The organism is Corynebacterium sp. HMSC056E09, assembly GCF_001813425.1.
Classification (GTDB): domain Bacteria; phylum Actinomycetota; class Actinomycetes; order Mycobacteriales; family Mycobacteriaceae; genus Corynebacterium; species Corynebacterium hesseae.
The window spans coordinates 92,245-117,813 of record NZ_KV812477.1; the positions used below are offsets into that span (position 1 = coordinate 92,245).

The window sequence follows — 25,569 nt, forward strand, 5'->3', positions numbered from 1 at the left end:
GTGGGTTATCGAACACTGGTCGAAGGTTCATCGGACTTGCCGATATGCCCTAGCGACCAGATGGAGCCGGGTGTATCGGCGGTCTCAGAACGCGAATGTTCCGTATCTATTGTAGATGCAAGAACCCTCGGTCGACACCAGGATAACAGTACGGGCGTTCTGTTTCCTACATTTCGGGGGTAGCGGCGAGTCGCCGGCCTCGCCCACATTCCGAGGTTTAGGCTCGATCGGGAATCCGGGGGACGAACCTCCGAATTGTGTTTGGGCAGAAGGCTGTGCCACCAAGCATTAACGGCCATAGAGATTAAGGAGTGGCGGATGATCCCGGCGGGCGTAGATATAGACGACATTGCAGATCAGCTCTCGGCCGACGGTGTAGCGTTCTCCAACCCAGAGCTGGCGCTAGACGACGACCTCCAGACCCGCATCGCAGACTCCCTCCAGCCCAACCATGGCATCGCAGTGGTAGATGTCTTCCCCGAGAAGATTCCCGATCTGCGCGACCTGGCGACAACCCTTCAAGAACAAACGGGACTCGATACCGTGATTCTCCAGGCGCCAATGCGGGCGTCCGCAGTCAGTAATTCTTATGCTCGGGCATCCATTGAGGCAGCCGAGGATTCGCTGCCAACTGGACTCGATCAGGTAACTTTGCTGAATGATTTCTATGCAACTGCAGATCATTTTTCAGCGCCATGGCTGGCAATCTTGACGTTGTTTTTCTTCGTAGCGGCAATTGCGGGCTGGGCGGGATTTCGAGCCGCTACACAGAAAGCTGACACGGTCAGAAACTAAGCGATCGAGGCCGCCGCGAGAATTCCGCTAAACATGCGCCACACCCACCACAGGGGTAGGGAAGTGGCATAAATCAACCACTAAGCCTTGACTTTTGCAACGGGGGAGTGGTTGATAGGGCGTAAGAGCCCTAAGAATACGGCCCGCGCAGTAACCACATCGGACACCTCACGGGCACCTTAAATCGGCGAACCCTTCGGTTCCGCCCAGTCCCGAAATGGCCCGTTCCCTGCACCCCGAAAGCCGGGTTCCACTGGGAGCAGCCGGAGCTTCTAAGACAAGCCCCAGAAGGTAATTCAAAGCGGTAGCCAAGGGGGAAGAGGTTGGCACTCCAAGGAAGAGTGATCAACGTCACAGTCACGCATTGGTAACAAAATCATTGCAGGTTAGGTGCGCCTGTAACGCCCTGTGGGTTTCCGTGGCTGATGTGAAAGATGGGAAAAGTGTGCGAGATGGCGTGTCGGTGACGTATGGTTCACGTATCGACTCACGGGTTGACTATTGCTCCATACGTTCATGGACCAAGCCTTGACTCTCAACTGATTTGTCGCACGGGTATGTGGGGAAGCACGCCGCGAGCGAAGAGGACCGTTGGGGTTCACCGCCTGGTGGATGACCGTCGCACCGCGCTAGCGATGCGCGTAGCAATGCAGTTTTCTCGACGCAGTCGGTACCAGTGTTCAACCTTTTAGATATCGAAACACCTACCTCCCGAGTGGAAGAGGCTTCATACACTTCATTCGCACGCCCTCATCGAGGGCTGTGATGGCCATGAGTTCCATCGGTTTCCGGTTGGGTGCCAGCTGTGAGTGCTTACGCGTGCGCCACTAAGGACCGCGGAAGTGCCCTCCACGAGCGCGGCGCCGAGCGAGGAGGAACCGACGCAGGACCTCGAGCCTGAATATGTGTGTGTCCCTTCGTCGTCGGATCGTGCAGCCATACTCGGCGCCGCTCTCCGTGAGCCCAACGAGCACCATGAGTGTGCAGTGTGGCTAGCTATAACGCACGGTTCGACGTGATGTTGGTGCACACACCAGACGCCCCGCAGGTTTCCCTGCCGCCTCTATAAGAGAAAATGCCGCCCCGTCAATTCGGCATTTAGTGGCGTAGAGAGCAAAGAGCTCTTCAGGGGCAAGCCGCGTTCGCGTATCCCGGTCAATTCCGGGCGCAAGCCTTATTAAGTCCACTATTCCCATTGGGGAATCTGTTGCCCCCATTGGGAAATCGATTGCCGCCTCATCCTGCTTGAAGGCGAGACTAGCTACGTACACACCGCTGTTCCTTTTGCTCGTCCAACTCGCCACCTCGAGGTCTCGATGTCCGGCAAGCTCGTATACGCAACATGCGTGACTTCTCCGGGGTAGGTGTCTAGGAGATAACCCTCGTGGCCACCACATCATTTTTCGGCTTTCGGCACTTTAAGGCAGCGTGCGCTGCCATAGCGACCACCGCCGCCTTGTCTACTGTCTCCGCGCTCACTCCTGCAGTGGCTGCGGAGCCTGAGCAGATCAACATCAAATCCCTGCTATCCTCCGACAACCCATCCATCGCAGATCTCGCGGGCGCAATCGCCCAGATTGAGGAGCGCATCGCACAAGCGGAAGCCTCCATAGGTGCGCAGCGCGAAACCGTCAACCGTGCGCTGGTCGATCTCAACGACGCCCGCACTAAGGCAAACCAAGCGCGCCAAGGAACAACGACGGCGCGCGAGCAGCTTGACGACGCACAAGCGGACGTCGCCGATGCCCAGGCCAAGCTGGATGAGGTCTCCCGTTCCGCCTACCGCCGAGCCAATACTTCCGATGCCGTCTCCCATGCGGCAGGAAAAGACGCGCGTTCGGACATGCTGGAGCGCCAGTCCTACCTTCGCTCGCAGTCTGAGAAGCAGCAGGCCGTCGTTAGCGACTTGGAGAAGCAGCGCACGGAAAAGGCGAACAAGGAATCCCAGCTGCGGAAGACCCAACAACTGGCCGAGGAACGTGCGGACCAGGCGGCCGATGCCGAGGCTGCTGCGCGCGAGCAACTCTCTGCGTCCGAGGCTTCGATTGAGGAATCTACGTCCGAACGCGAGGACCTGCTTTCCCAACTCTCATCTCTGCACAAAGCGTTAAATCAAGCCAAGGGTCTGGACGAAGAAGATGAGTCAAGCCCAACAGCTGGATATAAGGTCAAGGGTCGGGACGGGACTAATTCTGCACAGGGTCGTTCTGAGTCTAGTGCCACGACTCCTGCCCACGACTCCTCGACGGTATCCTCGCCGTCCGCTGCGGGGCATTCGACACCGGCCAGCACGGAGCCGACCGCCGAGTCCACAGCGTCCACCGTGGCCGGCCCCTCCGACTCTGAGGCACAGAACCCCACGCTTCAATCGCAGCCGTCGACGGCTTCTGCCTCTGCAGACGAATTGGAAGAGCTCTCTAGCGCCGCAAGCACTGTGGCTTCCGATCCGAACGTGCAAGAGTTGTCGTCGACAAGCACGGCCAGCTCCTCTGAAGAGAACGCCGAGAACTCCCAGGGCGGGAGCTCCAGCTCTTTCGATCCGAACGGAATCGATGCGGAAACCGTTGCACTTGGCATTGAAGCGGTGGGAACGGTGGCCTCGATGGTGGCCGCATCTCAGCCGGACCACAATAACAGCTTGAGCCAAGAGGAAATCGATGCTCTGGCGGAAGGCTCTTCCAAGCTCTTTGCCCTCCAGGGTGGGCAAGACAGCACTGGGGAAGCGACGGATTCCACGGAGACGTCCGATAGCGATGCAGCGAACGCAACTGATAACGAGGATTCCCTTGAGTCCGATGTCTCCGCTGTCCTGGAGGAACTTGACACCACCGATAGCGTGACGAAGAAGGCATCCGCTTCACTGGGCGATGCCTCCCGCGAAGCAAAGATCGAGACCGTCATCGAGCGCGCAACGTCTCAGGTGGGAGTTCCCTATGCCTGGGGTGGTGGCGATGCCAACGGTCCTACGCAGGGCATTCGCGACGGCGGCGTCGCTGACTCTTATGGCGACTACAACAAGGTCGGCTTCGACTGTTCTGGGCTGGTGCTCTATGCCTTTGCTGGCGTCGGCATTTCCCTGCCGCATTACACCGGCTACCAGTATCAGAAGGGAACCAAGATTTCCCCGAGCGAGATGCAGCGAGGCGACCTTGTCTTCTATGGCCCGAGCGGAAATCAGCACGTGGCAATCTATCTTGGTGACGGCACCATGGTCGAAGCTCCGCAGTCCGGTCAAAACGTCAGCATCTCCCCAGTACGTCAAGCCGGCATGGCACCCTATGCCGTGCGACTGATCTAGTTCAGCCCGTTGCTAAACTGGGCTGCATGACTGACACACTGCGTACTGCCCAGGGCAACACCCGCGGCACCGATTCGGTGCCCTCCTCATTTGACGCCCTCCTCGTTCTTTCCTTCGGTGGCCCGGAAGGAAACGAGGAGGTCGTCCCATTTTTGGAGAACGTTACCCGTGGGCGAGGCATCCCGCGCGAGCGGCTCGAAGTCGTCGGGGAACACTATTTCCGCCTAGGCGGCATTAGTCCGCTTAATGCGCTAAATCGAGAGATTATTTCTAATGTTTCCGCAGAGCTGAAGGAACGCGGACATAATCTACCGGTTTATTTCGGTAACCGTAACTGGTACCCGTTTGGGACAAAAGCCGTCGAGCAGATGGCCGCCGATGGTGTGCGCAACGTCGCCGTATTCGCTACCTCCGCCTGGGGTGGCTACAGTGCTTGCCGCCAGTACAACGAGGACATCGTTGCATTGCGCAAGCACCTCGAGGACGAGCAACTGCCCGACATGAACTTCACCAAACTGCGCCAATTCTTCGATCACCCCAAGTTCATTGAGGAGATGGCCGCAGCCGTCCGCGAGGCTTATGCGGAGGTGTCGGAAGACAAGATGGCTAGCACCCGCATGCTTTTTACTGCGCATTCAGTGCCATCGGCACACGATGCTGTTGGGGGAGCAGAAGGCGATAAACATATCTATTCCCGCCAGGTAGCGGAGGCTGCACGGCTCGTAGCCAAGGCTGCCGGGGTCCAGAATTATGACCTAGTGTGGCAATCCCGTTCAGGAAACCCAGCCACCCCGTGGTTGGAACCGGACATTGTCGACCACACCACGCGAATCCACGAGGAAGATGGTGTCGATAGCGTTGTCGTGTGCCCAATTGGATTTATCTCCGATCACATGGAGGTCATCTGGGATCTCGATACTGAACTGAAGCAAGCCGCTGAGGAAATGGGCGTCAGCGTCTATCGCACCCGAACCGCCGGCCCATCTGCACGTTTTGCCTCGCTCATCGTGGACCTCATCGAGGAGTTAGAGCATGACGCTGAACCTGCCTCACTCGGTGAGGTTACCGTTCAGGGCTGTACGGTCAATGGCGCACCCTGCGCTGAAGGTTGTTGTGATATCTGGTCTCTGCGCAAGCCGCATTAACGCGCGAAATCGGTGAGCGCATAAGCCACGCCGGCCATGCGTGCTTGGCGGATATGGCGCCACAGGCGCAGAAGCTGCGGATCGAGACTGTGATCTTGAATGCGGTCAGTCACCGTCTCGATGACGGCCGCCACGCGGTCAGCGCGGGCGAAGAGCTTCGCTGCTCGCCCCGGCACTGCAGCGGGTAATCCGGGGGTGTCGTAGAAATCCCTTAGTGTGCCTACTGTTAGCCGGGGATTGGGGAGGGCATCGCTGCGATAGCCCAATGCCTCGATGAGGTTTGCTGACTCATTCGTCGCAGTACTCAAGAGCTCATCGGCCTCGCCCGGGCTAAGCCAAGCGGGCGAGGGTAACGGGGCAGTCTCTTCAATCACCGTCCACCGCGTCGCGCCCACGGCATAAGTGGGCACCAACACCAGGTTCCGATCCCGATTATTGGTACGCACCACGATTGCGCCTGCCGGATTTTCTGCCGCCGCTCGCGCCGATTCCGTGCCGGCTGGAAGTGCTGGCGCGTCGCCAGGACCGGAGAGAATTAGCCGAAGCAGCGGTTCGCGCTCTCCACGCTCGATGACGGAGGCCGTTTCACGCCGGAGAAGTGACATAACATCAACAAACGGCTCTCCTTCGACCCCTTGTTGCTCACCACCCAGCTCGCTGAGGGCATCAAGAAAGCCATCAGTGGATTCGTGCCCCCATAGCCATGCACCAAGCCAAACAGAAACGTTTTGTACAGGGGACCAGACTTCGGCGCGCATATCCATGGCTGGACAGTGTAGACGATAGGGTAGACCCCTATGAGCTTGAATTCCCGAGATCCCTATGGCGGCGATATTTTTGCAGGACATGCGCGGAACAAGAAGCCGGAGTACCCCGAGGTACCCGCTGAACCAGGCATGGTCGTCGAGGTTCGAGGTGATGACTTTGTAGGGGCAGTATTGGGCGTCGACAAAACCGTATGGGGCCCAGTCGTGCGCCTCGAGGACCGACATGGAAATGAGCGAGTATTCAAACTCGTGAAAGGGGGGTTCTTGTTGGAGGGGCAGCCAGTGACGTTAACGCGATACGTCGAAAAGCAGGCGCCGCGGAAGTCAAACTCCGGGTCGCGCCGTGTGGAAAATCTTGAGGCGAAAGTTGCCGCACCTTCGCGCATTTGGGTTGAAGGCATTCACGACGCGGCCATCGTTGAAAAGGTCTGGGGTCACGATCTGCGGGTGGAAGGTGTGGTCGTCGAATACCTCGAAGGACTCGATAACCTTGAGGAACGCCTGGCTGAGTTTCAGCCCGGTCCGGGACGCCGTGTGGGCGTCCTCGCGGATCACCTAGTCGAAGGATCAAAGGAAACGCGGTTGACGCAAACGGTGGGCGAGCACGTGCTTGTCACCGGTCACCCCTTCATTGATATCTGGGCGGCTGTAAAGCCTGAGCGCCTAGGGCTGCGCGCCTGGCCCGAGGTTCCCTATGGGGAAGACTGGAAGACGGGCATCTGCAAGCGCGCGGGGTGGTCTGATCCCAAGGAAGGGTGGAGCCGCGTGTACAACGCCGTGAATTCTTTCCGGGATCTCGATTCCACGCTCATCGGCGCCGTCGAGCGGCTCGTCGACTTTGTCACAACACCGGAATTGAGCAAAGAAGATTTGCTCTAATTCGAATTCGCTCGGTCAATGAGGTTGATGGCGAGCTGGCAACCGGCCGTCTCTGCTGCCCACCCCGCCGCTTGGAGGCGCTGGGACATCGCTTGTTTGGAAATGCCCAGCTCTTCCGCAGCTTCGTTCTGATTCAACCCGCCGCGTACAAGAGATGTCGCCTCACGGCCTTCCATTGTGCGCTTGTGCAGCACAAAGCCGAGTAGGGCGAATGCCGCTGCAATATCCTGCGCCTCCGCAGCGCGCCCGCGCCGATCAATTTTGGCGTAGACGTGTCCGGCCCGCGCCGAGCCCTTTACCGCGGCGGTTGCCACTGCGCGTGTTTCGGCATCACCTGCGCCTTCGCCAGGGATAATTCCAATGCCAATGGCCCAGTCACCGTCCGCGAGAAGCGCCATAACGACATCACAGACCGCCGGAGAAGAATAGGCCACAGCGCAAATATCCTCAACACCAAGGACCTCAAACTCGCCGATTCCCTCCAGGGTGGAAAGCGCGGCGGCGGATCGTTGGACCAAATCGGCGCGGCGTACCGAGCGTCCGCGGTAGCGGGCATGGACAGCTAGCACAGTGAGAGACTCCTTCCAGCAAGAAACAACGCTCAGTCTACTCTTTGCGCTTGACTGGGCCACGCATTCCGGGGCCGAGCGGCAACCGCGTGTCTAGGATGAGACCAGCGATTCCCACTGCCGCAGCGATAAGGAAGCCGGCGATCGTGTAGGGGCTCATCGCTCCGGTGAGCGCATCCCCGAAGAAGACCCCGATGGCGGTGGTGGGAATCGAACCGATGAGTGTAGCGATGGCGAAGTGAGTCACCGAAATCGGCGTGAGCGCTGCAACATAGTTTAGTAAGGAAAACGGAACTCCGGCGACCATTCTCAATGACGCCACCGCTAGCCAACCCCGGCGCTCAAGCCGGGCATTGATTGCATATACCGCTTTGTGCGTGAGATGCGGGCGAATCCACTCACCAAGTAAGCCGCGGACGATAAGGAGAGAAATGGTGGCGGAGATAGTCAGCGCGACAAGGGAAACAGAAAGCCCAAGCCACGGGCCGAAAAGAAGGCCTGCCGCCAAAGTCCACACGGTCCGGGGAATAGGGAACTGGGTGAAGAAGATGTAGGCGCCCGTAAAAGCAACGACAAACCACGGCCCGAGTTGGTCTGACCACGTGCGGAGGGCGGCGAGTGAGGGGACGTCGACAAGCACGGCGAGTAGCATCAATGCCGCACCGGCAGCGACTACTGCCGTCCAACGTTTCCACGTCCAACGCTTGCAGCTTTGCCACGCAGCGCGGCCCAGAGACGCGAAGAAGTCCCCGACGCTGTGCACCCAACCTGTGTTCATAGAGATAGAAGTCTAGTGCCGAAGACGCCAAACCCCGCATTGAGTCCAAAGCATGGGAGAACGGCTAAAGACGAAGGCAGGAGACGGCTTGGCTGGCTGGGGAGCAGCTGAGAGCTGCACCTCAACTTACTGTTAAGCCGCGATTCGATGCATGAGTATTGCCTTGCACGCGGGATACTGAACAGCACTGCGCATCCGCAAGCATCTCTAGGTCCACTTCTATTGTGACCGTCTTAGCTAGTTTCACCTTTATTGTCTCTACGCCCTAGCTGCGGAGCGAATTCTTGATTCACTACCTACTTTTGGCGCCCGCCCTGGCGCCTGCATTTTTCTTTGGAGAGCATTATGGACTTTATCCACAACCTCACGTCTTATATGGACGCAGCCACCTTGCTCGAAGCCTTTGGGCCCTGGGTCATCGGTGGTATAGCCCTTGTCGTCTTCATCGAGTCCGGTGTGCTCTTCCCATTTCTTCCGGGTGATTCACTACTCGTAACTGCCGCGATTCTGCGCCATGAGCTCCAGGTCTCCCTGTGGGTACTCATTGCTGTAGGCATGATCGCCGCGATAGCTGGTGACCAGGTGGGGTACTGGATTGGGCACCGTTTTGGCCGTGGCCTGTTTAAGAAGGACGCACGGCTTCTCAAACTGGAGTATCTCAACACCGCCGAGGACTTCTTCCGCAAGCACGGCCCGCTTGCACTAGTGCTCGGACGATTCGTCCCAATCGTGCGGACCTTCATTCCGGTAGCCGCCGGCACGGCGAGAATGCGGTACAAGAAATTCATTGGATGGAATGTCAGCGGCGCAGTCGCTTGGGTGCTCTCCATGAATCTCGTTGGTGTCTTTCTCGGAAACATTCCGGGCATTGCTGACTCGATTGAGAAGATTATGCTGCTTATCATCGCGTTGTCGGTGGCGCCTATCGTCATCAAGGGCCTGCATAGCTACATCACGTCGAAGAAGAAGGCTACGGTAGTAGAGGAGACGGCACCTACTGCGGAATCGCACGCATAGACCCTAGACGCATGAAGAAGGCCCCGCGCCTCACATCATCATCTCTGACGGTGTGAAGCACGGGGCTTCGGTCTGTGCCCGAGGGGGGACTTGAACCCCCACGTCCGTTAATAGGACACTAGCACCTCAAGCTAGCGCGTCTGCCATTCCGCCACCCGGGCTAGGGTGTTTGTTCAGCCTCTCGGCTGGGCACTCGCATACTGTATCCCGAACCGGCATAACTTCACAAATCGCCACTTCAGAGCGGGTTTTCACTGTGTTCTTAAACGAGGAAAACACAACGATGAAAGTTGCGTATCCACTGCCACCTCCTGAGACAGCCGGGTAGTAAGCGACAACGCGGCAGATAGCTTTCCGGTAGAAATGGATTTATGACTAGTAACACTTCACATTCCACTGCGAACTACGCCACCGACTCCCGTTTCCCCGGTCCAGACCCCTATGCACCGTTGGGGGATGTCCCAGCTTTTACCGTGGCCTCGTCCGATATCGAGGAGGGAGCGGAGATCGCAGAGCGTTTCCGCGCACCTGAAAATGTCTCGCCCCAGCTGTCGTGGTCGGATGTGCCCGAAGGGACCAAGTCCTTTGCCGTCACGTGCTTTGACCCTGACGCGCCGACGGGGTCCGGCTTCTGGCACTGGGCGGCCTTCAACATCCCGGCCGACGTACGCGAGCTCCCCACAGGTGCAGGGTCCGCTGAGGATCTCGGACTCGAAGGCGTTATCAGCCTGCGCGGTGACTCTGGCCAGCGCGTCTATTATGGCCCCCAGCCGCCTGCAGGTCACGCCCCGCACCGCTACCTCTTCGCCGTTCACGCTGTCGACGTCGAACGCCTCGAGATCGACCCGGAGGCAACACCTACGGTCCTCGGCTTCAACCTTTATTTCCACACCCTCGGGCGCGCGATTACCTGGGGCTGGTACGAGGCCCACTAAGCGGCCCAATTACACTCATCACAATGAGTAAGAACCCGGACATCCCTCCCACATCCGACGGAGTAGAAATCCCCGCCGCCCTGCGCGTGGGCGGCGCTTTCATGTTGTTGGCTGCCGTGTTAGCACTATTCGGGCTCGTGTCCATTTTCACCGACGGATGGGGCGCCACCTTCGAATGGACGTGGCGCCGCCTCGCCATCGTTGGTGCGGCCCTCCTCGTCGGCGCATTCAGTACCCAACGCCGCGATCAGCGTGGTAGCCGCGAACAAATCATTGCGCTGATTCTCGCGCTAGTGCTTATCATCGCCAGCCGCGCGCTGCCTAGTACGGTCCTCACGACGATGGGCCAATACGTCGTCTTCCTCTACGCAGTGGCGGCAGGGCTGTGCGCGGTTATCATCCGCCGCACACTGCGCTAAACGCTGAAGCGCTCCGTGCGGCTGGCCTGAAAGCTCTTCGCCGGGCTAGTCAATCCATTCAAGACCAGAACCAATGGCCTCCGAGATATTGCTGAGGCGGTGAGCGTGGATCTGCTGGGCAATGCCGCGGTGGATGTCACGGATCCAATCCGGGCCGCCGTAAATCAAGCCGGTGTAGCCCTGCAACAGCGAAGCGCCTGCCGTGATGCGCTCCCATGCTTGCTCCGGGGTGGAGATTCCGCCTGCGGAAATGAGTACCAGGTCGTTGCCTACGCGGGCATGGAGGCGCTTGAGCACCTCTAAGGAACGCGCAGCCACCGGGGGACCCGACACGCCGCCTGCGCCCATGGCGGCAACCTCAGCGGATGGGGTCTTCAAACCCTCGCGAGAAATGGTGGTGTTGGTAGCCACGATTCCCGCCAGCCCCACGTCAACGGCCATATCCGCCACAGCATCAATGTCCTCATCGCTGAGGTCTGGGGCAATCTTGACCAAGACCGGCGAGGACGTCGATTCCACCACGGCTTCCATGATGGGGCGCAGCGATTCCACTGCCTGCAAATCACGCAGCCCCGGGGTATTAGGGGAGGACACGTTGACCACAACGTAGTCGGCCAGCTCCCCGAGAACTGATGCGCACTGACGGTAGTCATCCACTGCGTGCTCAGCCTCGGTGACCTTGTTCTTTCCGATATTGATGCCGATGACATCGTTGTAGCGGCGCTTCCGGAGGTTTCGTGCGGCCGACAGCGCCCCTTCGTTATTGAAGCCCATGCGGTTGAGGATGGCCTTGTCTGCTTTGAGCCGGAACAACCGGGGAGCCGGGTTTCCCGGCTGCGCCTTCGGGGTGATGGTGCCCAGCTCCGCGTACCCAAAGCCGATGGGGGACCAGACGTCGGCTGCCGCCGCGTTCTTGTCAAAGCCTGCTGCTAGACCCAGCGGGCGCGGAAAGTGCACCCCAAACACGTCTTGTTCAAGGACGGGATCGGTAACCGGCAAAGCTTTGCCCAGAGCTCGGTTGAAGGGGCCGGCCGATTGGAACACAGCCAACCCACCGTTGATGATCCCGTGAATTCTTTCCGGGCTGAGCTTAAACATCCCCTTCAAGGCGGCTTGGTAAGCCACGTGGCGGGCGCGGTCAAGAGCGGAGTACTGCATGCATTGTCCTTTGGAAAGTTGAGGCTAAAGGGGGGACTGAAATACTAACGCGGGGATTTCTCGAGCTGTGGATCAGAAATGAATTGGAGCCCGTCGCCAGAAGCGGAGGCGGTGACGAGGGTGCCGTTGCCAAGCACGGCAATATTGCGCGCATCCGCCACCGTATCCATGGTGCCGACGTTCTCCGGGACACCCGCAGCGATGGTGTAGGCGTGGAGGAGGTTGTTGTCTGTAGTTGTCGCCCACGCTAGCTTGCGCCCGGCGTCCCAAGCCACACCCCACGGGGTGCCATCGGTATTGCCGTACTGGTGCAAGCGGATGACGTCGCTGGCGGTGTAAATGGCGATGCGCTTTCCGACGGTATCCGAAGCCACAACCACGGCGCCCTCGCCGCCTGCGATCTGACCTACACCCTGGCCCACGCGAAGGCGTCCTCCTGCACGCTCCTTCTCCCAGTCCAACGATTGAATCGTGGAGTCTTCCCTCAAGACACGGACGATGCCGTCGGCGCCATCCGGATTAGGCACGGAGATGAGCTGATCCGAGCCTGCTTCCACAGTGATGCCGGTAGTGCGTTCGCCGTCTAGGTACACGCCGATGGTGGTGGAGTCCTTCGAGCCAACGAAGACTTCGCCACTGGAGGCTTCCGCAGCCACCGTCACCGGTTGCTCCTCTTCCACAGCCAATTCCTGCGGGGAATCCGGCTTGAGCGGATCAATGAGCATAACGCTATCCCCGCACGCTAGAAGGAAGTGCTTCTCAGAAGCGGTGAGGTCACCACATTTCTCGCCCACGGTAACCTGCGCGGACTTTTTGCCTTCAAAGTCCGCAGCTGAACCTACCGCGAGCGAGTCCTCGGTGCGCACGGCGAGGATGTCGCCGACGGCTGCGAGGTCTGTCGCTGCATCGAATGGCACGACGTTACCCACCGGCTTCTCGGATGCCGGGGAGGACGCGGGCTCGGCCTTGCCATAGACCGCCGAGTCGGGGTCCCCGCCAACCCCGACCGTAGGATTACAGGCGGCAAGCGCGCATGCGCTGGAAAGGAGGGCAAAAGAAAGCAGGACTCGACGCGTTTTCACGATCCCTCATCCTAGCAGCCAGCGTGGTGGAAACAGGAAGCGATGGGACTCCCGAGTAGGCTATCGCGGGTGACTACAACAGCTACAACTGAAGCCATGACATGGCTGCAGGTCATCGTCCTGTCTCTTGTCCAAGGCCTCACCGAATTCCTGCCCGTGAGCTCGTCCGGGCACTTGCGCATCGTCTCCACTCTTTTCTGGGGACAGGATGCCGGTGCTTCCTTCACCGCTGTCATCCAGCTGGGCACCGAGCTAGCGGTGATTGTCTACTTCGCCGGGATGATTTGGCAGATCCTGAAAGGCTGGTGCGTGGGCCTCGTACACAAGGACCAGCGCGGTCAGGAATATCGAATGGGTTGGATGGTCATCGTTGGCTCAATTCCGATTGGCATCCTGGGAGTGCTGGGGAAAGACCTGATAAGGGATAATCTGCGCAACCTATGGATTACTGCTTCCATGCTCGTCCTGTTTTCCTTTGTGTTCATCCTGGCAGAGCGCGTGGGTAAGAAAACCCGCGGCTTCGACGAGCTCACGATGCGCGATGCCATCGTTATGGGACTATGCCAATGCCTAGCACTCATCCCTGGCGTCTCACGCTCCGGCGGCACCATCTCCGGTGGCCTCTTCCTCGGCCTCGACCGTGAGGTGGCCACGCGCTTTAGCTTTCTTTTGGCTATTCCGGCGGTGATGGCCTCGGGGCTGTTTTCGCTTGGCGACGCCTTCGGTCCCACCGTGGGACAATCCGCCACCGGCGCCCAATTACTCGTTGGCACGCTCATCGCCTTCGTTGTGGGCTATGCATCTATCGCCTGGCTGCTGAAGTTCGTGGGCAGCCACTCCTTCGAGTGGTTCGCCGCTTACCGCATCCCCGTCGGCCTGATCGTCATGCTCTTGCTGGGCCTTGGCGTGCTCGCCGCGTAGGTGGTGAGGAGGCGCAGCCCCGCAGCACCCTGCGATACATAGCCATGTGCCCGGCCATGCGCCCGCGTCGGAGGCAGCACACGTTAGGATTGTGGGCATGCAATCTTGGCCTGTCCCGCACATCGATTCCGTCCCTGGCGCTCCGTCGCCGCTTCACCTCTATGACTCCGCTGATGAAGCGGTAAAGAAGCTCGACATCAGTGGGGAGACTGCCACCATGTACGTCTGTGGCATCACCCCATATGATTCGACCCACCTGGGCCACGCCGCGACCTATCTGACCTTTGATCTGATTTACCGCCAGCTGCTGGATAACGGCTACAAGGTGAATTACGCCCAGAACATCACCGATGTGGATGATCCGCTCTTCGAGCGCGCGGAGCGCGATGGCGTGGATTGGCGCGAGTTGGGGACCTCCCAAATCAACCTTTTCCGCTCAGACATGGAGCTGCTCTCCGTGTTTCCTCCGCAGCACTTCGTTGGGGCGATGGAAGCCATCGACGAGATTACGGAGATGGTGCAGGCGCTTCTCGACGCAGGTGCGGCCTACGTCGTCGATGACCCCGACTATCCGGACGTCTACGCATCCATCGAGGCCACGAAGAACTTCGGCTACGAGTCGAATTACTCCCGCGAGCAAATGGAGACCTTCTTTGCCGAGCGCGGTGGCGACCCTGATCGCCCCGGCAAGCGCGATCCTCTTGACGCTCTGATTTGGCGCGCGCACCGTGAAGGCGAACCGGCCTGGGATTCGCCTTTTGGGCCGGGCCGCCCTGGATGGCACATTGAGTGCTCCGCCATCGCAACCAACCGGCTTGGCTCCAGCTTCGATATTCAAGGCGGCGGTTCGGACCTGAAGTTCCCGCACCACGAATTCTCCGCAGCGCACGCAGAAGCAGCGCTCGGCGTGGAGCGCATGGCGCAGTCCTATGTACACACCGGCATGATCGGCTTGGACGGAACCAAGATGTCCAAGTCTTTGGGCAACCTCGTGTTCGTCCACAAGCTCGTGGAGGCGGGCGTCGATCCCTCAGCGATACGCCTGGGTGTCTTCGCCGGCCACTACCGTGCCGACCGCGACTGGTCAGATGACGTTTTGCGCACTGCGCAGGAGCGACTCCAGCGATGGCGCGAAGCTTTAAGCCATCCGGGCACTGTGGAGGAGGTCAAGGAGGTCATTCAGCACCTGCGGTTGGCGTTGGCTGATGATCTCGATACTCCGCGCGCCATTGCGGTTCTCGATGAATGGGCGAAGAAGGCTCCAGAATCCGGGGAAGCAACAGAAGAGGCATCCGATTTGCTGCGCACCGCAGTTAATTCCTTGCTGGGCGTGCGCCTCTAGGTAACTTCAGGCATGATTTAGCTCATGACGATTCGTGCAGAATTCCAGCCCACCGTTGATGAGTTCATGTCCAACCTACAGTCCTTCGCTACCGGGGATTACCTCAAGGAAGAAGAAAAGGAGTTCTGGGAGGCCCCGTTTGATGCCGCGGTACTCCCACGCCTTCGCACTATCTTGGAGTCCTTCCTTGACGATATGGATAAGCTGCCGGATGACCCTGAAGGGTCACTCCTGAGCGCCGCGGTACGCCCCACCGTGGACAAGCTCGCGGCCTTCAACCAAGAAAACGCAGATGCAGTGCTGGAACCGGAGGAGAAGGAAGAGCTCACGGAGCTTATTCACTCCGCCTCTGCGGCAACCGGTGCGGACGATGAGGCACTCGCGCAGCTTCCGGAGCTGGACTTCTAAGTGACTGACCACGCAACTTCCGCTTTCACTACCCGTCCAGCAGCAATCTTTTGGGATATGGACGGCACACTGACCAACTCCGAGCCCCTGTGGGAAGAGGCCACTTTTTATCTCTCTGAAACACTGGGGCGCCGCTTAACACCCACGGAGCGCTTGGCCACGGTTGGCGCTACCTTCGAAGACACACTCAGCATCTGTGCGCACAAAGCAGGCGTTACGCTTCAGCCAGGAGATAACGAACGCTATCGTGCGCTCATGTTCGATTACGTCAGGTCCCTTTTTGCCCAACACCTGGAGATTTTCCCGGGGATTCCCGAGCTGCTCGACGAACTCAAGGGCCTGGGAATGCCGATGATCGTGACCACAAACACGGAACGATATGTGGCTGATTCCGCGATTGCGGCCTTAGGCCGCGAGTACTTCGTCGACACGATTTGCGGTGACGAAGTACCCCAAGGCAAACCTGCCCCCGATATGTATATCGAGGCGGCGCGTCGAGTGGGTGCCGATCCACGGGACTGCCTTGTATTTGAAGACTCTGCGGCAGGTATGCGCGCGGCTGTCGACGCCGGGTGCACCGTCATCGGACTGCCGGAGGGAGACCACGTCGCGGTGCCCGAGCAAGCCACCGAAATTACTGACCTCCGGGGCTCTGCTCACCGTCATCTGAAGGGGGCGACGGCGGCCAATGTTCACGAGTGGTTTAGCCGGTTGCGCGCCGACTAGACGTACCGATTTCAGTTGCGCATCATGTCAGCCGGCTTTGCGTAACTGAGAATTTCGGCCGACTAGCAGAATTTTATGCAGCGGTGTGGAAGAATAAACCACCGTGAAGAATTTTGAGAGCCTATTTGAGGAACTGTCCCAGAAGATCGCCGAACGCCCTGAGGGCTCCGGCACCGTGGAGTCTTTTGACAAAGGCATCCACCATCTGGGCAAGAAGATCATCGAAGAGGCTGGCGAAGTGTGGATCGCCGCGGAATACCAGTCTGATGAAGAGCTCGCTGAGGAGATGTCACAGCTGCTGTATTGGCTCCAGGTTATGGCCCATAAGCGTGGCCTGAAGCTCGAAGACATTTACACCTACCTTTAATCGGCCATAAAGCCGTCCCACCATTCACCGTATTCAGCGTAGAAAGCACCACACACTGATGATCAAAATCGCCGTCCCCAACAAGGGATCGCTGTCCGAGGCAGCCCTTGAAATCCTCAAGGAAGCCGGCTACAAGGGCCGCGGACACAGTAAATCGCTCAACGTCGTGGACGAGGAGAACGGAGTCGAGTTCTTCTTTCTGCGCCCAAAGGATATCGCTATCTACGTGGCACAAGGCGTCTTGGATCTGGGAATTACTGGTCGAGACTTAGCGCTCGATTCCCGCGCGAAATTCAATGAAGTTCTAGCACTCAATTTTGGCGGCTCGACCTTCCGTTACGCCGCACCAGCAGGGGAGCAGTGGGACGTCGCCAAGCTGCAAGGCAAGCGCATCGCCACGTCCTATCCCAACGTGGTGCGCGATCACCTCGCTGCCAATGGAATCGATGCAGAGGTTATCCGCCTTGACGGTGCAGTAGAGATTTCGATTCACCTTGGAGTCGCGGACGTCATTGCCGACGTTGTCTCCACAGGAGCCACCCTCCGCCAGCAGGGGCTTGAACCCTTCGGCGACCCCATCGTCTCCTCGGAGGCCGTGGTGATAAAGCGTGAGGGAGAAGACGTCACCGCTGATGAAAACGTTGTGCTTAGCCGCATTCGAGGAATCCTCAATGCGCGCCACTACGTCATGCTCGACTACAACGTGGCAGAAGAAAAGCTGCCAGACGTCGAGGCAGTGACCCCTGGGCTTACAGGACCGACCATCTCTCCCTTGGCCCGTGAAGGGTGGGTTGCCGTGCGCGTCATGGTTCCCCGCAAACTGGCCAACCAAGTTATGGACAGCCTCGAAGAGCTCGGGGCAGAGGCAATTCTTGCCTCGGATCTTCGGATTGCCCGCTTTTAGGGGGAGATTCCAAACATTTTATTCGGGCTCCTAGCTACGATGGGGACTGACCATCATCGTTCTTCGATTTTTATGCAAGGAGTCAGCCCCGATGGCAAAGACAACTAAGAAGGATGCACAAGCAGAGGCCAAAGAGACCAAGGATGTAAAGTCCCAGGTCGAAGAAAAGGCCACCAACAAGTCTTCGAAGTCCGCCTCTAGCAAGAAGACGCGTACTGAGACTGACCTTCTCGGCTCCCTGGAAGTTCCGAACGATGCGTACTACGGCGTTCACACGCTCCGCGCTATCGAAAACTTCCAGATTTCCTACGTGACCATCAACACCATCCCGGACTTCATCCGCGGCATGGTCCAGGTCAAGAAGGCCACCGCTATGGCCAACCGCCGCCTGCACGTTCTTCCGAAGAAGAAGGCAGAAGCAATTATCTGGGCTTGTGACCAGATTCTGGAAGAAGGCCGCTGCATGGACCAGTTCCCGCTGGATGTCTTCCAGGGTGGCGCTGGCACCTCGCTCAACATGAACACCAACGAGGTTGTGGCCAACCTGGCGCTCGAGCACCTCGGTGAGGAAAAGGGTGCCTACGACATCATCAACCCGAACGATGATGTCAACATGTCCCAGTCCACCAACGACGCGTACCCGACCGGCTTCCGTCTCGGCATCTACTACGCGATGGAGGACCTCATTGAGCGTATCGACGCGCTGCAGGCTGCATTCCACGCCAAGGGCAATGAGTTCGTTGACATCCTGAAGATGGGCCGCACCCAGCTGCAGGACGCAGTGCCGATGACCCTGGGTGATGAATTCAAGGCCTTCGCTCACAACTTGGCCGAAGAGCAGGCCATCCTGCGTGACGCCCAGAAGCGCCTGCTGGAGATCAACCTCGGCGCAACCGCCATCGGTACCGGCGTGAACACCCCGGCTGGCTACCGCCACCAGGTCACCGCAGCACTGTCTGAGGTGACGGGCCTTGAGATCAAGACCGCCCGCGACCTCATTGAAGCAACCTCCGACTGTGGCGCCTACGTGCTTCTGCACTCCACCATTAAGCGCGCAGCGATGAAGCTGGCCAAGATCTGTAACGACCTGCGCCTGCTGGCCTCTGGCCCGCGCGCCGGCCTGGCAGAGATCAACCTGCCACCGCGTCAGGCCGGTTCCTCCATCATGCCGGGTAAGGTCAACCCGGTTATCCCGGAGGTTGTCAACCAGGTCTGCTTCAAGATCTTCGGTAATGACCACGTAGTCACCATGGCTGCCGAGGCTGGTCAGCTGCAGCTCAACGTCATGGAACCGGTTATCGGTGAGGCACTGTTCCAGTCCATCCGCATCATGGGCAACGCCGTCGACACCCTGCGTGAGAAGTGCGTCGTGGACATCACGGCTAACGCTGATGTTTGCCGCGCGTACGTTGAGAACTCCATCGGTATCGTCACCTACCTGAACCCGTTCATTGGTCACCACAACGGTGACATGATTGCTAAGGAGTCCCTCAAGACCGGCAAGGGCGTCAAGGAGCTCGTTCTGGAGAAGGGCCTGCTCGATGAGGAGACCCTCAACAAGGTTCTGTCCGTTGAGAACCTCATGCACCCGGAGTTCCGCGGTCAGCTCTACATCGATGAATAAACCTTCGTCAGCACCAGTGTTGTAAATACGCTCTGCTGTTTCGTCCACGCCCGTACTGCCTCGCTGAAGGTGGTACGGGCGTTTGGCTGTTTTCAATCCGACTGATGCTGCCGACACCCTGGATACCCCGATGGGGGTGCAGTGGTTGGCATCGGTGTGTAAACGGACACAATCGGGCCTGGATTCTCGCCAAAGCCACATAAATAGGGCAGAATTAGAACTGTCAGTTGTCGCGCCCAGGTCGTGTACTGACCACAGCGCGAATTACCACCCATACTGCAGTTCACCTGCACATATTGGAGTTACATAATGGTTGTTGTGCACATCATTATCGTCCTTGCGGCGATTTATCTCGGTGCCCGAATTGGTTCGATCGGTATTGGTATGGCCGGCGGCTTGGGCGTTCTACTACTCGGCCTCACCGGTGTCCCCGTAACGCGTGAAGACATCCCCTTTGATGTCATTGGCATCATCATGACCGTGATCGCCGCCATTGCTGCCATGCAGCGTGCTGGCGGTATGGACTATCTGGTCTACCTTGCCGAAAAGTTTCTTCGCAAGAACCCAAAGAGGATCACGTTCTACGCACCTATCGTTACGTGGTTGATGACCGTTCTGGCAGGCACCGGCCACACGGCGTTCTCCACGCTCCCGGTTATCGTTGAGGTAGCGAAGGAAGGCAAGGTCCGTCCTTCCCGCCCGCTTTCGATTTCCGTCGTAGCCTCGCAGATGGCAATCTGTGCCTCACCTATTTCCGCAGCCGTTGTTCTGTTGGCTTCGCTGCTGGAGCCGATGGGCGTGGGCTATTTGCAGATCCTCGCGGTCCTTATTCCGGCTACGTTCCTCTCCATTTTCCCTGCCGCTTGGGTAGCAAACCGCTCGGGCGCAGAACTCGAAGATGACCCCGTTTACCAAGAGCGCAAGGCCCAGGGCTTGGTGAAGCTGCCGCAGGGTTCCCAGAACTACGCTCCGGCACAAGGTGCAAAGACCTCGGTCATCATCTTCCTAGTCGCCATCGTCATCGTGATGCTGTGGGCCACCCTTACCTCATCCCAGGTGGGTCTTATCGAGGAACCGACGCTGCCGCGTAACGAGGCCATCATGACAGTGATGCTCACCGCCGCAACACTCATCGTCATGGTCACCAAGGTCCCCGCCGGCGACGTTCTCAACACGCCTGTCTTCAAGTCGGGTATGTCCGCCTGTATCTGCGTGCTCGGTGTCGCATGGTTGGGTACCACGCTGATCAACCACTACATGGAGGACATCCAGGCCATCTCCGGGTCCATCATTGAGTCCGCCCCGTGGCTGCTGGCCATCGTGCTCTTCTTCGCTGCGGCGCTCCTGTACTCGCAGGCCGCAACCACTAAGGCTCTCATGCCGGCAGCCCTGGCCCTCGGCGTCAACCCGCTTACCGCAGTGGCTGCCTTCCCAGCAGTGTCCGCGCTGTTCATCCTGCCGACGTACCCGACCTTGTTGGCGGCCGTCGAAATGGATGACACTGGCTCGACTCGCATTGGCAAGGCTGTCTTCAACCACCCGTTCATCATTCCAGGCACTGTGAGCATCGTCTTGTCGGTCCTCCTGTGCTACGCCTTTGGCGCAGTCCTTATCTAGCATCACCTAGCATCATTTAGAAATAATTTGATGTTGCTTAGCGCGCTTCTTTAGCGCGCTAAGCTGGAGAGCATGACTACGCAACCTTCTGATGTTGATATTGCTCAAGCTCACCAGCTCGAACCGATTACGGATATTGCTGCACGCGCAGGCATTCCGGAGACGGCTCTTATTCCTTATGGGCAAAGCAAAGCCAAAGTGGATATCACTCGAGTTGGGGATACTCCCGCAGATGGCAAGTTGGTCCTCGTCACCGGCGTCTCACCGACGCCAGCTGGCGAGGGTAAATCTACTGTTCTTATCGGCTTGACCGACGCCCTCACGCAGCTGGGCAAGAAGGCTATCGTCGCCCTTCGCGAGCCTTCCCAGGGCCCTGTCATGGGCATCAAGGGAGGCGCCGCGGGTGGCGGCTACTCTCAGGTTGTCCCAATGGAGGACATCAATCTCCACTTCACCGGTGACTTCCACGCTATCGCCGCGGCCACCAACACCTTGGCCGCCATCATCGATAACCACATCCACCAGGGCAATGCGCTCAACATCGATCCGCGCCGCATTACCTGGCAGCGCTGCGTTGACGTCAATGACCGTGCCCTGCGCCACGTTGTTACCGGGCTCGGTGGCCCCGCCCACGGCGTGCCGGGGGAGACTGGGTTCACCATTACGGCGGCGTCGGAAATCATGGCCATCCTCGGCCTCGCAACCGACTTGGCAGACCTAAAGAAGCGTCTCGGTGACATCACTGTGGGCTACACCTACGACCAAAAGCCAGTAACCGCCCGCGAATTGGGCGCAGAAGGCGCACTAACAGCGCTCATGCGTGATGCCCTGAACCCTAACCTGGTCCAGACCCTGGGCGGCACCCCTGCCTTCGTCCATGGCGGCCCCTTCGCCAATATCGCTCACGGCTGCAACACGCTGCTGGCAACCCAGACTGCGATGCGCTTCGGTGACATTGTCCTCACGGAGGCAGGCTTCGGCGCGGATCTCGGCGGCGAGAAATTCATGGACGTCAAGTCCCGCTTCGGTGATCTTGACGTCGCCGGTGCCGTCGTTGTTGCGACTATCCGCTCCCAGAAGTACAACGGCGGACAGCCCCGCGAGGAACTCACTACCGAAAACCTGGAGGCGCTAAAGAAGGGCGTGGTGAACCTCGAGCGCCACGTTGAGAACGTGCGCAAATTTGGCCTCAAGCCAGTGGTCGCTCTCAACCTCTTCTGGAGCGATACCGAGGCCGAGCGCGAGTTCATGCGCCAGTGGGCCGCCGATTTCGACGTCGCGCTCGAAGAAGCAGAAGTGTGGGCCAAGGGCGGAGCGGGAGCAACAGCGCTGGCTGAGCGCCTTCTGGAGAGTCTTTCCGAGGGTAACTCCCACCAGCTCTATGATCCCGCTGAGGGCATCGAGGCCTCCATCGACACCATTGCTAGGGAAATCTACCGCGCCGAGCGGGTGGAGTACTCGTCTAAGGCGCTGAAGGATTTGAAGTACATCAAGGACAACGGTTGGGAGGAGTTCCCAGTCGTGATCTCGAAGACTCAATATTCCTTCTCGGATGATCCGAGCCAGCTCGGCGCCCCGGAAGGCCACGTCCTTCATGTCCGCGAGCTGCAGCCCCGCACAGGCGCTGGCTTCATCGTGGCGCTGACCGGCGACGTCATGACCATGCCGGGTCTACCGAAGAAGCCCGCGGCCAACAACATCGATGTTGCTGCGGATGGTTCCATCTCTGGCCTGTTCTAAGCCGCGGCGCGCTCTTCGGGGCGCCGTCTACGAGGCCCGGTCCGGCCACCCGGGGTACTCGGGTGGCGTGCCGCCGAAGGCGGGGCATAGGTGTTGGAAAGAACACCAGCCACAGAGCTTCGAGGTCTTGGGCCTGAAGTCACCGGACTTGCCATCGCCTTCGATCTTGGCCCAGAGCTCACCCAGGTCGCGCTCGAAGTACTCGAGCTCCTCCGGCCCCGGCGTGAGGAACATCGAATCCAGGACCTTGAGGTACATCAGCCGCAACTGCGTGGGGATGGTGCCGAGCAGCCGCCAGTACACCAGCGCGTAGAAGTTCATCTGGAACTGCGCGTCCTGGGAATAGCGGGGGAGCGGCTTCTTTCCCGTCTTATAGTCCACCACGCGTACCTCGCCGGTGGGGGCAACGTCGACGCGGTCGATGAACCCACGGACAGGAACACCGTTCGGCAAGACGGTATCGACGTACATCTCGCACTTGTGGGCGTCGAAGCCTTGGGGGTTTTCCATCTGGAAGTAGCCCTTGACCAGTTCGCGCGCCTCGACGAAGAAGTCCAGCTCTTCGGGCTCCGGCACCAATTCACGCAGCTCGGGGTCTTTGTCCAGCATCACCGCCCATTCGGGCTTAATCATCTTCACCGCGGCTGGGTACTCACGTTGCTCGCGGGGCAGCTGGTGCATCTTTTCTAGGACTGCGTGGACCAGCGTTCCCTTCACCTGGGCCTTCGTCTTGGGCTCGGGCAACTTGTCAATAGCCCGGAAGCGATAGAGCAGCGGGCATTGTTTGTAGTCGGAGGCACGGGAAGGAGAGAGGGCTAGTCGTTTCGGCATAGTGTTTCTCAGCCTAGCGCATAGCCCACCGCGAACCTTCCCGCATCTCCCGACCGTCCGTGGCAAGCTAGATGGCATGAGCACTACGCAAGAGTTTCTTGATTTCATCGCCGCGAGCCCCTCGTCCTATCACGCGGCTGAAGAGGTGGCGCGCACGCTCGTCGCCGCCGGCTTTAGCCGCCAAGATGAGTCTGCCGAATGGTCAGCTGCACCAGGCGGCCACGTCATGGTCCGGGGTGGTGCGGTCATGGCATGGTATGTCCCCGAAGGCGCCGGCCCGGATTCCGGCTTCCGCATTATCGGCTCCCACACCGATTCGCCCGGCCTGGCGCTCAAGCCCACCCCGGACTTCGATTCCGCAGGGTGGCAGCAGGTAGCCGTCGAGGTCTATGGCGGGGTGCTTCTCCACAGCTGGTTCGACCGCGAGCTCACCGTCGGCGGCCAGGTCATCACGAAGGATGGCAGCCGCCACTTGATCAATACCGGCCCCTTGCTGCGCTTGCCTTCCTTGGCGATCCACCTCTACCGCAAAGATGAGTTCAAGCCGGATCGCCAGCGCCACATGCAGCCGGTGCTCTCCGTGGGTACTCCGGAGACGTCGGTGATGGGGGTCGTCGGCAAGCAGCTTGGCGTAGACCCAGAGGATATCGCTTCCTTCAACCTGATTACCGCGGATGCCCAGCGCGGTGAGGTCTTTGGCGCCGGCGAAAAGCTCATCGCTGCCGGGCGCATGGACAACCTTTCTTCCGTTCATGCTTCGCTGCGTGCCCTGCTCGCTGCTGCAAAGAACGCCGACTCCATCGAGCACAAGGACGTCCTCGTCATGGCGGCCTTTGATCACGAAGAGGTGGGCTCCTCTTCGCGCTACGGCGCAGGTGGCCCGATCCTGGGGGATATCCTGACCCGCACCGCCCGTGCCCTCGGCGCGAACGAGGAGCAGCGTTTCCAGATGTTTGCGCGCTCCAGCTGTGTCTCGGCCGACGCCGCGCACTCCGTGCACCCCAACTACGCCGAAAAGCACGATCCCACGCATCACCCGATCATCGGCCAAGGCCCGGTGACCAAGATTAACGGCAACCAGCGCTATGCTTCCGACGCTAATACCGTGGCCCTGTGGGAATCTGCCTGCCGCCGTGCGGGTGTTCCGGTCCAGCGCTTCGTGGGAAATAACGATGTCCCGTGTGGCTCCACCATCGGGCCGATTTCTGCCACCCGTCTGGGCATCCCCACCGTTGATGTGGGAGTGCCGATGCTCTCGATGCACTCGATCCGTGAGCTGGTAGGCGAGCGCGACCAACTATGGCTTGGTGACGCCCTTGAGGCATACTTGGTTGGTTAATCCTTCTTGCCCCTAACTTTGTGAAAGGTTTTTCACGCTATGGCTTATTCTGGCCCCTTCCGCTACGGCGACCGCGTGCAGCTCACGGATGCCAAGCGGCGTCATTACACCATCGTCCTCGAGGAGGGAGGCCAGTTCCATTCGCACAAGGGCATCATCAACCACGATGACATCGTCGGCATGGATGAGGGCTCCGTCATCGATTCGACGCTGGGCAGCTCCTTCCTCTTGTTCCGCCACCTCATGGTGGATCACGTCTTGTCGATGCCGCGCGGTGCTGCGGTGATTTACCCCAAGGACTCCGCGCAGATCCTGGTCGAGGGCGATATCTTCATGGGTGCGCGCGTGCTGGAAGCCGGCGCCGGTTCCGGAGCACTCTCAATGACCCTCTTGCGCGCCGTGGGGCCAGAAGGCCACGTTTTCTCCTATGAGGTGCGCGATGATCACTTGGAATACGCCGTGAACAACGTCGCCGAATACTTCGGTGAGCAGCCCGAGTGGTGGAGCCCGCGGCTTGGCGATTTGGCCGATGTGACCGTCGAGGAGCTCGGCGGCCCCGTGGATCGCGTCATCTTGGACATGCTCGAACCCTGGGAGCACCTCGAGAAGGTGCGCGATATCCTCATCCCGGGCGGCGTCTTCATGACTTATGTGGCCACCGTGCCGCAGCTGATGAAGGTGATGGAGGGAATCCGCGAGCTGAAGTGCTTTACGGAGCCGCGCGCCTGGGAGTCCCTCGTGCGTGAATGGAAGGTGGAGGGCTTGGCCACCCGCCCGGAGCACCGCATGAACGCGCACACCGCGTTCCTGATCTGGACGCGTCGGCTTGCCGACGGCGTCACCCCGCCCCGCCCGCAGCGCCGCGCCCGAAAATAAGCCCCGAGGCTTAACGTGGCGCACCGCGCGCT

Annotated in this window: 24 protein-coding genes and 1 tRNA gene; 18 read left to right on the forward strand and 7 right to left on the reverse strand. The window is 59.4% G+C overall.

Going from position 1 to position 25,569, the window contains the following annotated elements; all coding sequences use genetic code 11:
• The first annotated feature begins 318 nt into the window (after nucleotides 1-318).
• The 3 genes from HMPREF2912_RS01005 (at nucleotide 319) to HMPREF2912_RS01015 (ending at nucleotide 5,238) form a co-directional block, all read left to right on the forward strand.
• Nucleotides 319-795, forward strand: coding sequence for an Rv1476 family membrane protein (locus HMPREF2912_RS01005; RefSeq protein ID WP_070683046.1), 477 nt, complete (start codon nucleotides 319-321; stop codon nucleotides 793-795).
• A 1,384-nt stretch (nucleotides 796-2,179) separates the two neighbouring features.
• On the forward strand, nucleotides 2,180-4,093 hold the full coding sequence (locus tag HMPREF2912_RS01010) for a DIP1281 family NlpC/P60 protein (protein WP_070683047.1): 1,914 nt from the start codon (nucleotides 2,180-2,182) through the stop codon (nucleotides 4,091-4,093).
• A 26-nt stretch (nucleotides 4,094-4,119) separates the two neighbouring features.
• Nucleotides 4,120-5,238 carry a ferrochelatase gene (locus HMPREF2912_RS01015; RefSeq protein WP_070532875.1) on the forward strand — a complete coding sequence of 373 codons (1,119 nt, stop codon included), beginning with the start codon at nucleotides 4,120-4,122 and terminating at the stop codon, nucleotides 5,236-5,238.
• On the opposite strand, the gene HMPREF2912_RS01020 is transcribed toward HMPREF2912_RS01015, so the two are convergent.
• Nucleotides 5,235-6,002 (reverse strand): hypothetical protein, encoded by a 768-nt coding sequence (locus HMPREF2912_RS01020; RefSeq protein ID WP_070683048.1) that lies wholly within the window; start codon nucleotides 6,000-6,002, stop codon nucleotides 5,235-5,237. The genes HMPREF2912_RS01015 and HMPREF2912_RS01020 overlap by 4 nt on opposite strands.
• A gap of 33 nt (nucleotides 6,003-6,035) precedes the next feature.
• Here HMPREF2912_RS01020 and HMPREF2912_RS01025 point away from each other — a divergent pair, with 33 nt between their 5' ends.
• Nucleotides 6,036-6,884 (forward strand): DUF3097 domain-containing protein, encoded by an 849-nt coding sequence (locus HMPREF2912_RS01025; protein WP_070564527.1) that lies wholly within the window; start codon nucleotides 6,036-6,038, stop codon nucleotides 6,882-6,884.
• Here the strand turns inward: HMPREF2912_RS01025 and HMPREF2912_RS01030 are convergent.
• Nucleotides 6,881-7,453 carry a MarR family transcriptional regulator gene (locus HMPREF2912_RS01030; protein WP_070520572.1) on the reverse strand — a complete coding sequence of 191 codons (573 nt, stop codon included), beginning with the start codon at nucleotides 7,451-7,453 and terminating at the stop codon, nucleotides 6,881-6,883. The two genes, HMPREF2912_RS01025 and HMPREF2912_RS01030, sit on opposite strands and share 4 nt — an antisense overlap.
• Before the next feature lie 37 nt (nucleotides 7,454-7,490).
• On the reverse strand, nucleotides 7,491-8,231 hold the full coding sequence (locus tag HMPREF2912_RS01035) for a TVP38/TMEM64 family protein (RefSeq protein ID WP_070520569.1): 741 nt from the start codon (nucleotides 8,229-8,231) through the stop codon (nucleotides 7,491-7,493).
• Nucleotides 8,232-8,576: 345 nt separating this feature from the next.
• On the opposite strand from HMPREF2912_RS01035, the gene HMPREF2912_RS01040 reads away from it, so the two are divergent.
• Nucleotides 8,577-9,248, forward strand: a complete 672-nt coding sequence (locus HMPREF2912_RS01040) for a DedA family protein (RefSeq protein WP_185964743.1) — start codon at nucleotides 8,577-8,579, stop codon at nucleotides 9,246-9,248.
• 75 nt (nucleotides 9,249-9,323) lie between these two features.
• On the opposite strand, the gene HMPREF2912_RS01045 is transcribed toward HMPREF2912_RS01040, so the two are convergent.
• Nucleotides 9,324-9,409, reverse strand: a tRNA-Leu gene (locus HMPREF2912_RS01045).
• A gap of 210 nt (nucleotides 9,410-9,619) precedes the next feature.
• Here HMPREF2912_RS01045 and HMPREF2912_RS01050 point away from each other — a divergent pair.
• A complete protein-coding gene (locus tag HMPREF2912_RS01050; RefSeq protein ID WP_070564536.1) occupies nucleotides 9,620-10,183 on the forward strand; it encodes a YbhB/YbcL family Raf kinase inhibitor-like protein in 564 nt (187 codons plus the stop codon).
• Nucleotides 10,184-10,206: 23 nt separating this feature from the next.
• A complete protein-coding gene (locus HMPREF2912_RS01055; protein ID WP_070520563.1) occupies nucleotides 10,207-10,602 on the forward strand; it encodes a hypothetical protein in 396 nt (131 codons plus the stop codon).
• A 45-nt stretch (nucleotides 10,603-10,647) separates the two neighbouring features.
• Here HMPREF2912_RS01055 and HMPREF2912_RS01060 read toward each other — a convergent pair whose 3' ends face one another.
• Nucleotides 10,648-11,760: a quinone-dependent dihydroorotate dehydrogenase gene (locus HMPREF2912_RS01060; protein WP_070623429.1), complete on the reverse strand. Its 1,113-nt coding sequence runs from the start codon at nucleotides 11,758-11,760 to the stop codon at nucleotides 10,648-10,650.
• A gap of 44 nt (nucleotides 11,761-11,804) precedes the next feature.
• Nucleotides 11,805-12,842, reverse strand: a complete 1,038-nt coding sequence (locus HMPREF2912_RS01065) for an NHL repeat-containing protein (protein ID WP_070683049.1) — start codon at nucleotides 12,840-12,842, stop codon at nucleotides 11,805-11,807.
• Nucleotides 12,843-12,911: 69 nt separating this feature from the next.
• On the opposite strand from HMPREF2912_RS01065, the gene HMPREF2912_RS01070 reads away from it, so the two are divergent.
• The 9 genes from HMPREF2912_RS01070 to HMPREF2912_RS01110 all read left to right on the forward strand — a co-directional run bounded on the left by HMPREF2912_RS01070 (nucleotide 12,912) and on the right by HMPREF2912_RS01110 (nucleotide 22,491).
• Nucleotides 12,912-13,763 carry an undecaprenyl-diphosphate phosphatase gene (locus HMPREF2912_RS01070; protein ID WP_198530948.1) on the forward strand — a complete coding sequence of 284 codons (852 nt, stop codon included), beginning with the start codon at nucleotides 12,912-12,914 and terminating at the stop codon, nucleotides 13,761-13,763.
• Between the two features lie 97 nt (nucleotides 13,764-13,860).
• Nucleotides 13,861-15,105, forward strand: a complete 1,245-nt coding sequence (mshC, locus tag HMPREF2912_RS01075) for a cysteine--1-D-myo-inosityl 2-amino-2-deoxy-alpha-D-glucopyranoside ligase (protein ID WP_070520550.1) — start codon at nucleotides 13,861-13,863, stop codon at nucleotides 15,103-15,105.
• A gap of 24 nt (nucleotides 15,106-15,129) precedes the next feature.
• Nucleotides 15,130-15,513 (forward strand): hypothetical protein, encoded by a 384-nt coding sequence (locus tag HMPREF2912_RS01080; protein ID WP_070520547.1) that lies wholly within the window; start codon nucleotides 15,130-15,132, stop codon nucleotides 15,511-15,513.
• On the forward strand, nucleotides 15,514-16,239 hold the full coding sequence (locus HMPREF2912_RS01085) for an HAD family hydrolase (RefSeq protein WP_070520544.1): 726 nt from the start codon (nucleotides 15,514-15,516) through the stop codon (nucleotides 16,237-16,239).
• 103 nt (nucleotides 16,240-16,342) lie between these two features.
• Complete coding sequence (locus HMPREF2912_RS01090; RefSeq protein ID WP_070520541.1) at nucleotides 16,343-16,606, forward strand: phosphoribosyl-ATP diphosphatase; 264 nt, start codon at nucleotides 16,343-16,345, stop codon at nucleotides 16,604-16,606.
• Between the two features lie 58 nt (nucleotides 16,607-16,664).
• The gene (gene hisG / locus HMPREF2912_RS01095; RefSeq protein ID WP_070520538.1) at nucleotides 16,665-17,510 is read left to right on the forward strand and encodes an ATP phosphoribosyltransferase; all 846 of its coding nucleotides are present in this window, start codon (nucleotides 16,665-16,667) and stop codon (nucleotides 17,508-17,510) included.
• A 91-nt stretch (nucleotides 17,511-17,601) separates the two neighbouring features.
• Complete coding sequence (gene aspA, locus HMPREF2912_RS01100; RefSeq protein ID WP_070520535.1) at nucleotides 17,602-19,134, forward strand: aspartate ammonia-lyase; 1,533 nt, start codon at nucleotides 17,602-17,604, stop codon at nucleotides 19,132-19,134.
• 309 nt (nucleotides 19,135-19,443) lie between these two features.
• Nucleotides 19,444-20,751, forward strand: coding sequence for an anaerobic C4-dicarboxylate transporter (locus HMPREF2912_RS01105; protein ID WP_070520532.1), 1,308 nt, complete (start codon nucleotides 19,444-19,446; stop codon nucleotides 20,749-20,751).
• Between the two features lie 72 nt (nucleotides 20,752-20,823).
• Nucleotides 20,824-22,491, forward strand: a complete 1,668-nt coding sequence (locus HMPREF2912_RS01110) for a formate--tetrahydrofolate ligase (RefSeq protein WP_070520529.1) — start codon at nucleotides 20,824-20,826, stop codon at nucleotides 22,489-22,491.
• A 27-nt stretch (nucleotides 22,492-22,518) separates the two neighbouring features.
• Here the strand turns inward: HMPREF2912_RS01110 and HMPREF2912_RS01115 are convergent, their stop codons facing one another.
• Complete coding sequence (locus tag HMPREF2912_RS01115) at nucleotides 22,519-23,322, reverse strand: RecB family exonuclease (protein WP_070520526.1); 804 nt, start codon at nucleotides 23,320-23,322, stop codon at nucleotides 22,519-22,521.
• A gap of 76 nt (nucleotides 23,323-23,398) precedes the next feature.
• Here HMPREF2912_RS01115 and HMPREF2912_RS01120 point away from each other — a divergent pair, with 76 nt between their 5' ends.
• Both HMPREF2912_RS01120 and HMPREF2912_RS01125 read left to right on the forward strand, forming a co-directional pair.
• Nucleotides 23,399-24,661: a M18 family aminopeptidase gene (locus HMPREF2912_RS01120; protein ID WP_070520601.1), complete on the forward strand. Its 1,263-nt coding sequence runs from the start codon at nucleotides 23,399-23,401 to the stop codon at nucleotides 24,659-24,661.
• 39 nt (nucleotides 24,662-24,700) lie between these two features.
• Nucleotides 24,701-25,537 (forward strand): tRNA (adenine-N1)-methyltransferase, encoded by an 837-nt coding sequence (locus tag HMPREF2912_RS01125; RefSeq protein ID WP_070520523.1) that lies wholly within the window; start codon nucleotides 24,701-24,703, stop codon nucleotides 25,535-25,537.
• The last annotated feature ends 32 nt before the right edge of the window (nucleotides 25,538-25,569 follow it).

Coding starts and splice junctions, on each gene's coding strand:
- HMPREF2912_RS01080 (WP_070520547.1), top strand. CDS start 15,130: ATGACGATTCGTGCAGAATTCCAGCCCACCGTTGATGAGTTCATGTCC.
- HMPREF2912_RS01055 (WP_070520563.1), top strand. CDS start 10,207: ATGAGTAAGAACCCGGACATCCCTCCCACATCCGACGGAGTAGAAATC.
- aspA (WP_070520535.1), top strand. CDS start 17,602: ATGGCAAAGACAACTAAGAAGGATGCACAAGCAGAGGCCAAAGAGACC.
- hisG (WP_070520538.1), top strand. CDS start 16,665: ATGATCAAAATCGCCGTCCCCAACAAGGGATCGCTGTCCGAGGCAGCC.
- HMPREF2912_RS01110 (WP_070520529.1), top strand. CDS start 20,824: ATGACTACGCAACCTTCTGATGTTGATATTGCTCAAGCTCACCAGCTC.
- HMPREF2912_RS01015 (WP_070532875.1), top strand. CDS start 4,120: ATGACTGACACACTGCGTACTGCCCAGGGCAACACCCGCGGCACCGAT.
- HMPREF2912_RS01035 (WP_070520569.1), bottom strand. CDS start 8,231: ATGAACACAGGTTGGGTGCACAGCGTCGGGGACTTCTTCGCGTCTCTG.
- HMPREF2912_RS01050 (WP_070564536.1), top strand. CDS start 9,620: ATGACTAGTAACACTTCACATTCCACTGCGAACTACGCCACCGACTCC.
- mshC (WP_070520550.1), top strand. CDS start 13,861: ATGCAATCTTGGCCTGTCCCGCACATCGATTCCGTCCCTGGCGCTCCG.
- HMPREF2912_RS01060 (WP_070623429.1), bottom strand. CDS start 11,760: ATGCAGTACTCCGCTCTTGACCGCGCCCGCCACGTGGCTTACCAAGCC.
- HMPREF2912_RS01020 (WP_070683048.1), bottom strand. CDS start 6,002: ATGGATATGCGCGCCGAAGTCTGGTCCCCTGTACAAAACGTTTCTGTT.
- HMPREF2912_RS01005 (WP_070683046.1), top strand. CDS start 319: ATGATCCCGGCGGGCGTAGATATAGACGACATTGCAGATCAGCTCTCG.
- HMPREF2912_RS01115 (WP_070520526.1), bottom strand. CDS start 23,322: ATGCCGAAACGACTAGCCCTCTCTCCTTCCCGTGCCTCCGACTACAAA.
- HMPREF2912_RS01025 (WP_070564527.1), top strand. CDS start 6,036: ATGAGCTTGAATTCCCGAGATCCCTATGGCGGCGATATTTTTGCAGGA.
- HMPREF2912_RS01040 (WP_185964743.1), top strand. CDS start 8,577: ATGGACTTTATCCACAACCTCACGTCTTATATGGACGCAGCCACCTTG.
- HMPREF2912_RS01105 (WP_070520532.1), top strand. CDS start 19,444: ATGGTTGTTGTGCACATCATTATCGTCCTTGCGGCGATTTATCTCGGT.
- HMPREF2912_RS01125 (WP_070520523.1), top strand. CDS start 24,701: ATGGCTTATTCTGGCCCCTTCCGCTACGGCGACCGCGTGCAGCTCACG.
- HMPREF2912_RS01120 (WP_070520601.1), top strand. CDS start 23,399: ATGAGCACTACGCAAGAGTTTCTTGATTTCATCGCCGCGAGCCCCTCG.